Origin of the sequence: Streptomyces synnematoformans, assembly GCF_039531005.1 — a bacterium.
Classification (GTDB): Bacteria; Actinomycetota; Actinomycetes; order Streptomycetales; family Streptomycetaceae; genus Streptomyces; species Streptomyces synnematoformans.
The window spans coordinates 24,213-33,438 of the sequence record NZ_BAAAPF010000040.1 but is presented as its reverse complement, the minus strand read 5'-3'; the positions used below and the strand labels follow the sequence as shown (position 1 = coordinate 33,438).

The window sequence follows — 9,226 nt, the reverse complement described above, 5'->3', positions numbered from 1 at the left end:
CCATGGGGCAGGAATGCCTCCCCGACGAGCCCATCAACTGGATTGCCCTCTCCCGCGCACCGCGTGACGAGGAACCGAACGACGTGGCAACCTCCCGTGCGGCCGGTGTGTTGGTGTCCGGTGTGGGTGCTGCGTTTGCGGCGGGTGTGCGGGTGGATTGGCGTGCGGTGTTCGCCGGTGTTGGTGGTCGGCGGGTTGCGTTGCCGACGTATGCGTTCCAGCGGCGGCGTTATTGGTTGTCTGGTTCTGTTGCCGGGGGTGATCCGGCGGGTCTGGGCCTGGGTGCGTTCGGGCACGGTTTGCTGGGTGCGGCGGTGACGGTGGCGTCGTCGGGTGCGGTGGTGTTGACGGGTCGTGTGTCCCGTGCGGGGGATGGGTGGCTGGTCGGGCATCGGATCCGGGGCCGGGTGTTGGTGCCGGGGGCGGCGTTGGTGGAGATGGCGCTGCGGGCCGGTGACGAGGCGGGCTGCCCCGTCCTTGACGACCTCACCCTCGAAGCACCGTTGGAGCTCCCCGAGAGCGGGGGTGTGCAGGTCCAGGTCACCGTCGACCCCCCGGAAGGCGAGGGGACGGCTCGTACGGTCAGCGTGCATGCCCGCCCCGACGACGACCCGGACCGTGCGTTCATCCGGCACGCCACCGGCCGCGTCACCGCCACCGTCACCTCCGAAGACACAGCCGGCGGGGTGTGGCAGGGCGCCTGGCCGCCCGCGGACGCCACGGCCGTGGATCTGGCCGACGCCTACGACCGGCTGGCCGAGCGCGGTTACGACTACGGTTCCGGCTTCCGGGGTCTGACCGCACTATGGCAAGACGGGACGACGCGCTACGCGGAGGTGGTGCTGCCCGAGGAGCACACCGGCGACCACAGGGCGGATGCCTTCGGCCTCCACCCCGCCCTCCTCGACGCCGCCCTGCACACCCTCCTCATCGACACGCTCGAAGCCCCGGACGGCCCCGACGCCGGAATCCGCGTGCCGTTCTCGTGGGCGAAGGTTGCGCTGCACGCCACCGCGGCCGCCCGCCTGCGCGTCAAAGCCGTCGCCCTCGGCCCCGACACCGTCGAGATCACCCTGTACGACGCGGAAGGCGGTCTCGTCGCCGAGGTCGGCGAGCTGACCCTGCGCACCCTCCCCGTGGGAGACCGGCCGACCGGCATCCCCGACCACCTCTACGCCCTGCGCTGGTCCGCGGGGGACCTTCCCCCGGCTGACGCAGCAGACCTCGCCGGCTGGGCGACTCTCGGCCCCGTCGCGCCCGTCCCGGACAGTGCCGCCCGGCACCACCCGCACCTGGCCGACCTCCTGGCCACCGACGACCCGCCCACCGCCGTCGTCTACGCCCCCGCCCCCGGCGGCGACCCCACCCCCACCGCCGCCCATCAGGCCGTACACGACCTCCTCACCCTCCTGCAGCAGTACCTCACCGAACCCCGCCTGGCCGACGTCCCCCTGATCCTCCTCACCCGCCACGCCCATGCCCTGCCCGCCGACGCCGACCCCACGACCGATCCCGCGCACACCGCGCTGTGGGGCCTGGCGCGCTCCGCGCAGGCCGAGCACCCGGGCCGTATCCACCTCGTCGACACCGACGACCACCCCGACACCCGCACCCACCTCCCGCACGCCCTCGCCCACACCCTCACGACGGACACCCCCCAACTCGCCCTCCACCACGGCACCCCGCACACCCCCCACCTCACCCACCTCCGCGACGACCCGCCGCTGACTCCGCCCGCCGGCGCGAGTGCCTGGCGGCTGGACACCGCCAGGCCCGGGACCCTCGAGTCCCTGCAACTGCGGCCGGCCACCGAGGCGGTGGAGCCGCTCGCGCCCGGCACGGTGCGCGTGTCCGTACGCGCCGCCGGGCTCAACTTCCGCGACGTGCTCATGGCGCTCGGCATGTATCCGGGCGAGCAGATCATGGGCAGCGAGGGCGCCGGCGTCGTCACCGAGGTGGGCCCCGGTGTAACGGACCTCGCGCCCGGCGACCGCGTGCTGGGCCTGCTCCCGCACTCCTTCGGGCCGCTCGCGGTCGCCGACCGGCGCATGCTGGCCCCGATGCCTACGGGCTGGACGTTCGCGCAGGCCGCGGCCGTGCCCGTCGTCTTCCTCACCGCGTACTACGGCCTGCGTGACCTGGGCCGGCTCGGGAAGGGCGACGCGGTGCTCGTGCACGCCGCCACCGGCGGCGTCGGCATGGCGGCCGTGCAACTGGCGCGGCACTGGGGCGCGGAGGTGTACGCCACCGCCAGCCCGCCGAAGCAGGGGCTGCTGCGCGAGCTGGGGGTGCCGGCGGAGCGGATCGCCTCCTCGCGCGACCTCGACTTCGTCGAGCGGTTCCGGCGCGCGTCCGGCGGCGCCGGCATGGACGTCGTCCTCAACTCGCTGGCCCGGGAGTTCGTGGACGCCTCGCTGGGGCTGCTCACCGCGGGCGGGCGGTTCGTGGAGATGGGGAAGACCGACATCCGCGACGCCGCCGACGTCACCCGGAGCAACCCGGGGGTCGGGTACCGGGCGTTCGACCTGATGGAGGCGGGCCCGGACCGGATCCGCGAGATGCTCGCCGAGATCGTCGCGCTGCTGGAGTCGGAGGTGCTGACCCCGCTGCCGCTGCGCACCTGGGACGTGCGGCGCGCGCCGGAGGCGTACCGCTTCATGAGCCAGGCCCGGCACGTCGGCAAGATCGTGCTGACTGTGCCGGCGCCGCCGGACCCGGCCGGCACGGTGCTGGTCACCGGCGGTACGGGCGCGCTGGGCGCGCAGGTCGCGCGCCATCTGGCGACCGTCCACGGCGTGCGGCACCTGCTGCTGACCAGCCGCCGCGGGATGGCCGCGCCCGGGGCCGCGGCGCTGCGGGCCGAGCTGGCCGGCCTCGGGGCCGAGGCGACCATCGCCGCATGCGACGTGTCACAGCGCGAGGACGTCGTACGGCTCCTGGCCGGCGTACCGGCGGAGCACCCGCTCACCGCCGTCGTGCACGCCGCGGGCGTGACCGCCGACGGCACCGTCGAGACGCTCGACGCCGCCGCCGTCGACCGGGTGCTCGCGCCCAAGGTCGACGCGGTCGCGCACCTGGACGAGCTGACCCGCGGCCTCGACCTGAGCGGCTTCGTGCTGTTCTCGTCCATCGCCGGCACCCTCGGCACGGCCGGCCAGGGCAACTACGCCGCCGCCAACGCCTGGCTGGACGGGCTGGCGCAGCGCCGGCTCGCGCTCGGCCACCCGGCGGTCTCGCTCGCCTGGGGCTACTGGGCCGAGGAGAGTGAGCTGTCCGGCCACCTGAGCGACGCGGACGTGGCCCGGCTGAGCCGTACGGGCATCCTGCCGCTGGCCACCGCCGAGGGCCTGGCGCTGCTGGACGAGGCCATGGCGCTGGGCGACGCCGCCGGGGCGCCGGCGCGGCTGAGCACGCGCGCCGAGGAGGGCGTGCCGGTGCCGGCGGTGCTCCGGCGGGTCGTGAAGCCGGCGCGGCGCACGGCCGCGGCGGACGGCGCGACCGCGGCCGGCGGGTCCGGGTCGGGGGCGCGGCTGACGGAGCTGCCGGCGGCGGAGCGGGCCGAGGCGCTGGTGAAGCTGGTACGTACGCACGCCGCCGCGGTGCTCGGCCACGGCTCGGCCACCTCCGTGCCGCGCGACGCCGCGTTCAAGACCATCGGTTTCGACTCGCTGGCCGCCGTGGAGCTGCGCAACCGGCTGAACGCCGCGACCGGCCTGCGGCTGCCGGCCACCGCCGTCTTCGACAACCCGACCGCGGAGGCCCTCGCCGAGCTGCTCGACGGCGAACTGCCGGGCGCCTCGGCCGCGGCGGATCAGGCGCACGCCGGGGCGGGGAGCCTCGGCGAGCTGGAGGACATGCTGGCCGCGGGCACGCTCGACGAGCAGGAGCAGGCGAGGCTCGCCAAGCGGCTGAAGGCCCTGCTGTGGCAGCTGGAGGACGTGCGTCCGGCCGCGGCGGCCGAGGAGAGCGGCCCCACGGCCGCCGAGCCCGGCGGCGCACTGGACGTGGCGAGCGACGAGGAGATGTTCGCGATGATCGACCGGGAGCTGGGCCGGGACTGAACTCCCGCGCCCGGCCGGGCCGGTGGACCGCATCGGACAAACAGCCGCCGGCCCGCGACGGGAGTACGCGGGCCGGCGGAGCGGGAGCCGGGGCGGCGGACCGGCTGAAGCGCGGAGAGGGTCAGGGGCCCGGCGCGGGCGAGGCCGGGTCGCGGACGTCGACCGCCTCGTGCACGGTCTGCTCCTGCGCAACCGGCTCCTCGGCGGACCGGTCGGCGACGGCCGTCTCCCCGCCGGTCTCCCCGGCGCCGGTCTCCCCGGCGTCCGCCGTCTCGGGGGCCGCTTCCGGTGCGTACGCCTCCAGGAAGTCCTTCAGCTCGGACAGCACGTCGGCCGCCTCCGCCCCGTCGATCACCCGGTGGTCGAAGGCGAGGCACAGGCGCATCACCGGCGCCACGACGACGGCGCCGTCCCTGACGACCGGACGGTCCACGATCCGCCCGAGGCCCAGGGTGACGGTCGTGCCGCCGACCGAATGGAAGCCGTCCACCGCGCGGTGGCCCAGCGAGGTGACGGCGACGGTGCCCCTCAGCTCCGGGCGGCTCGCGAACGACCGCGTCGCCAGCCGGAACAGGGCGCGGCCCACGGGCACGGGCAGCCGGTGCAGCTTGCGGACCGCCTCGAACTCCGGCATCGACGCGGGGTCTCCGTCGCGCAGCCGGTCCACGTGCTTCTGCACGTCATCCAGGCTCGCCTGTTCCAGCCCCGGCACGACGGACGAGAGCACCACGCGACGTCCGCCCAGAGTCTTGTCCAGCGTCACCTTGCCGCCGACGGTCGCGTAGCGCGCGACCTTGGGACGAAGCCGGCCGCGGATGGCCGCGTTGGCCTCGGGGTGCCGGGCCAGCACGCTGCCGGACGCCCGGAGGACGTACGAGACGACCGAGTACCGGCGGCCGTCGCGCCGGGCCTCCGCCCGGTGCTCCTGCACCCGGCTCATGTCCACCTCGGTGTCGAGGAAGACCGGCGCCGCGGCCCGTATCTCGTCGCAGTGGTAGAGCGTGTGGCGGCGCTCGGCGGGGAAGCGGGTGACGCTCACGCCGCGACCGCCGCCTTGTGGATGCCGTTGAGGCTGCCGGCCTCCAGCAGGTCGGGCAGCGACACGCTGCGGCCGGTGCGGCGCTCCAGCGCCGCCGTCAGCCAGAGCAGGTGCACCGAGTCCCAGCCGGCGATCTCGTCCAGAGGCCGGTCGGCGTCCTCGACGGACACCGGCAGCCCCAGTTCGTCCCGGATCAGCACCACAAGATCGTCGATGGTCGTCATGAAGCCGTCACTGCCTTTCGGAGGGTGGGTCAACGGGGCGTCGTCGCGGCCGTGGCCGAGAACGCCCGGACGTCGCGCATGAGGGCGGTGGCGACGGCCCGCTCCGCACCTTCGAGGTAGAAGTGGCCGCCGGGGAACCGCTCGATACGGAAGGCGCCGGAGGTCAGCGGCTCCCAGGCCGCCGCCTCGTGCTCGGTCACCCGCGGGTCCGCGGTGCCGGTGAAGACGCTGACCGGGCAGCGCAGCACGAAGCTCCGGTCGTAGCCGTACGTCTCCACCGCGGTGTAGTCGGCCCGCAGTGCCGGCAGGATCATCGCCCGCATGTCCGGGTCGGCCAGGATCTGCGGATCGGTGCCGCTCAGCGCGGTGATCTCGGCGATGAGCCCGTCGTCGTCGCGCTGGTGCACGGTCTCGACGCGCGGCGTCGCCGGCGAGTGCCGGCCCGAGGCGACCAGGCCGATGGGCGGGTTCGTGCCGCCCCGCTCCAGCCGGGCGGCGGTCTCGAAGCCGACGACCGCGCCCATGCTGTGCCCGAAGAGGACCAGCGGCAGGTCGGTCAGCGGCTCCAGCACGGACGCCAGCCGGTCCGCGAGGGTGTGGATGTCGCGCAGCGGCTGCTCCTGGCGGCGGTCCTGCCGGCCCGGGTACTGCACGGCCACGATCTCGACCGAAGGCGGCAGTTCCCGCTGCAGCGGGAAGAACGTGCTTGCCGCGCCGCCCGCGTGGGGCAGGCAGACAAGCCGGACGTCCGCCTGCGGGGCCGCGCCGAAGCGGCGCAGCCACGTGTCGTCGAACGGGGTCTGTATGGGCACCGTGGCCATGCCTTCCCGCGCTCTCCCGGGTGCGAGCGGGCGGCACACGGTGGAAAGCGCACCTTGAGCACTCCGACTCGTTTGTCATCGCCGACGCTACCGGGGGCGGTTGAGGTCCGACAAAGAGCAGCTAAAGGGAGCGCCGGCGCGGGGGAGTGGACGCGCACCCGTACGGGAAGCCTGTCAGGTCGGCAGGCTCTTCAGCCGCTTGCCTATGTCGGCGCGCTGGGAGATGCCGAGCTTCTGGTAGATGCGGGTGAGGTGCTGCTCGACGGTGCTCACGGTGATGTGCAGCTTGCCGGCGACCTGACGGTTGGTCAGCCCCTTCGCCACCAGCGCGGCGACCCGGTGTTCCGCCCGGGTCAGCAGCTTCTGGCCGCCCGGCGCGTCCGGCGCGGACCTCCCCGTCCGCTCCGGCGCCGGCGCCGGAGCCCGCGCCGCCTGGTCGGGCAGGCAGTGCCGGGCGATGTGCGCGGCCGCCGCCTGCGCCCGTGCGGCCCAGGACCCGTGACCGAGCCCGTGCAGCACCACGGCGAGTTCGTGCAGCGTACGCGCCTGCTCCAGTCGGTCGCCGGTGGCGAGGAGTTCGTCTATGGCCCGGAACAGCAGACCCGGACGTTTGTGCGGCGGCGCCAGCTGCGCCTGCAGTCGCAGCATCATGGCGTGATCGCGGCCGCCGTGGCCCGGGGCACGCTCGATGTGCTCGGCGAGCGTGCGGGCAGACATTTTCTTGTCACCCAGGTGCAGCCAGGCCTGGGCCACGTAGAGCCGCCAGGGCACCAGCGTGGGGTGGTCGACGAGGGCGCGTTCGGCGACCTTCCCGATGCGCAGGAAATCGGAGAGCGCCGAGTGCGGCCGGTTCGTGGCGAGGTGGAAGCAGCCGCGGATACACAGGTAGCTGAGCCAGTAGACGCTCTTCTCCCACGCCGGCGGAATCGGCTTGGCGAAGACCCGCGCCACCTCGTCGTAACGCCCCGTCTCCATGTACAGGGCGGCGAGCACGGTCTCCGCCGCACACGCGTAGCCCGTGCTGCGCTCGGTGATGACGCTCTCCACGAGCCGGATGCACTCCGTGCTCGCCGCGATCTTCCCCTGCCGCAGCCCGACCATGGCCTGCTGCAGCGAGAAGATGGCCTGCCAGCCCGGTGCATCGCGGCTCGCCGACTCCTTGACCAGCCACTCGCACCACTGCCAGGCGGCCTCCAGCCGGTCGGCGATGATCAGCGCCTTGATGGCGCAGGTCAGCGACCAGACGGTGGAATCGGAGAGCGTCGAGACCTCCAGCAGGTTCTCGGCCGCGGCGGCCCAGTCCGCCCGTTCGCCGGACAGGAACGACCCCTCGAAGGTCTGGAACAGGGACGTCGCCGTCGCGTGCGGGTTCTGCGCGCCCGCCTCGTCGGGGCGCGGAAGCCCCGCCGCCGGCCCGTCGTCCCCGTGCTCGCCCGAGTGACGGCTGTACCAGGCCCACAGCCACGCGATGCTCGGGTGGTCGCCGGCACGGACGTCGGCGGCGCTCCACTCGGTGCCCTGCCGCTGCAGAACGTCGAACGCCTCCTGGACCTTGCCGTAGCTGAAGAGTAGATCCGCGAGCCCGTCGTACGCCGTGCTGGGCATTTTGTCCGCATGGAACGCGCTGAGCAACGCGGTCAGGTGCCGGATTTCGGTGGCGGCCGGGCTGATGCGCTGGGTGACGAGCGCCAGCCGCAGGTATATCTCGATGCGATCCGGGCCGGTCGGGCTGTTTTCCAGTGCCAGTTCGAGATACCTGACGGCCAGCCGGATGTTTTCCTGCCCTATGGCCGTCTCCGCGGCGTCCCGCAGCGCGGACCGCTGCCACGGTTCCGCCGCGTGACGGGCGGCGAGCAGATGGCACGCCACTTCCGTGGTGGGACTGCCCGCATTGTTCTGGACGATGGCCGCACGCCGGTGCAGTTCGTTGCGCTGCAGGGTGCCGAGATCCGCAAGAATTTCCCGGGGAGCGCTCCCGTGCCGGAAAGCCGTACCGTCGAGTACACCCGCGACCCGCAGGGCCTCCAACTGCTGGTCCAGCACGGCGGGGGAAATGCGGGTCATACCCGACAGCAGCTCTGCCGACGCGGATTCCCCCAGGACGGAGATCAGCCGCCCCAGCTCCACGGCGGTGGCGCCGCTGCGGTAGAGGCAGGACACTACGGCACGCCCGTACATCCCCAGCTCCGCCGACGACTCCGTGCCGGTGGGCCGCGCCTCCATGTCCTCCTCGCGCAGGTCCTCCAGGAGCGCGCGCAGCAGGAGCGGGCTGCCGCCGCTGAGCTGGTGCAGCAGCTCGATCCACTGCTCGTGGGGGCGGTTGACGCGCGTGGCGACCGCCGCCCGCACCCCCCGCTCGTCCAGCGGGCGCAGGTGGATGCGCTGGGCGTTGGGCCGCCGCAGCAGCTCCGTCTTCACCGGCTGGTCGCGATGGTGCAGATGCGGGCAGTGGGAGAGCAGGACGAGGGTGCGCCGGCTGCGGTGCCAGCTGACCGCCTGGAGCAGGAAGTCCAGCTCGGACCAGGGGATGTCCTGCACGTCGTCGACGCTGATCACCACCGCGCCGTTCTCCGCGACGTGCGGCAGCGCGGAGCTGAACTGCAGCGCGGGCGTGGCCCCGGGCGGGCCCTCGCCGGGCGGCGGGGCCGGCATCTGCGCGACGAGCTGCTGGAAGAGGGAGATGGGCGGGCGCGCCGCCGCGCTTCTGCCCTGGGCGCTGAGGACCGTCGCGCCCATGTCGGCCGCGTGCTCGGTGACGGCGTGCAGGAGCGCGCTCTTGCCGCAGCCCACGCCGCCTTCGATCAGAATTGTGCGCGACATTCCGTGGAGGCAGCGAGAAAAAGCAGACCGCAGTGCCTCGAATTCGGCCGCACGGATGACGAAAGCCATACCGGATTACTCACCTCCCGTTGGTGCAGTCCACTCATCGTGTGCAGGAATGCACCTGAGCAAGTCCAGGTTGCACGGCACGCAGGGGAAGTGCCGTACCGCATATTCGTTTAGTAGTTTCACAGGTTGGGTTTGGTTGTGCAAGGCCGGGTTTTCTCAGGTGCTGAGATAATGCCTGGGTCCGTTTTGCAT

General features: G+C 73.3%; 6 protein-coding genes. 1 reads left to right on the top strand and 5 read right to left on the bottom strand.

All coding sequences use genetic code 11. The features are described 5' to 3' along the window. The coding region (locus tag ABD317_RS09980) for a hypothetical protein (RefSeq protein WP_344289431.1) at positions 1–296 on the bottom strand (296 nt) is incomplete at its 3' end. Between the two features lie 18 nt (positions 297–314). Here ABD317_RS09980 and ABD317_RS09975 point away from each other — a divergent pair. Further along, complete coding sequence (locus ABD317_RS09975; RefSeq protein WP_344289430.1) at positions 315–4,061, top strand: SDR family NAD(P)-dependent oxidoreductase; 3,747 nt, start codon at positions 315–317, stop codon at positions 4,059–4,061. A 121-nt stretch (positions 4,062–4,182) separates the two neighbouring features. On the opposite strand, the gene ABD317_RS09970 is transcribed toward ABD317_RS09975, so the two are convergent. The 4 genes from ABD317_RS09970 to ABD317_RS09955 form a co-directional block, all read right to left on the bottom strand. Beyond that, complete coding sequence (locus ABD317_RS09970; RefSeq protein WP_344289429.1) at positions 4,183–5,100, bottom strand: 2-oxo acid dehydrogenase subunit E2; 918 nt, start codon at positions 5,098–5,100, stop codon at positions 4,183–4,185. Beyond that, positions 5,097–5,324 carry an acyl carrier protein gene (locus tag ABD317_RS09965; protein ID WP_027756637.1) on the bottom strand — a complete coding sequence of 76 codons (228 nt, stop codon included), beginning with the start codon at positions 5,322–5,324 and terminating at the stop codon, positions 5,097–5,099. The genes ABD317_RS09970 and ABD317_RS09965 overlap by 4 nt, the downstream gene beginning before the upstream one ends. Before the next feature lie 29 nt (positions 5,325–5,353). Further along, positions 5,354–6,145, bottom strand: coding sequence for a thioesterase II family protein (locus ABD317_RS09960; protein ID WP_344289428.1), 792 nt, complete (start codon positions 6,143–6,145; stop codon positions 5,354–5,356). A gap of 174 nt (positions 6,146–6,319) precedes the next feature. Continuing rightward, a complete protein-coding gene (locus tag ABD317_RS09955) occupies positions 6,320–9,034 on the bottom strand; it encodes a helix-turn-helix transcriptional regulator (protein WP_344289427.1) in 2,715 nt (904 codons plus the stop codon). Between the last annotated feature and the right edge of the window lie 192 nt (positions 9,035–9,226).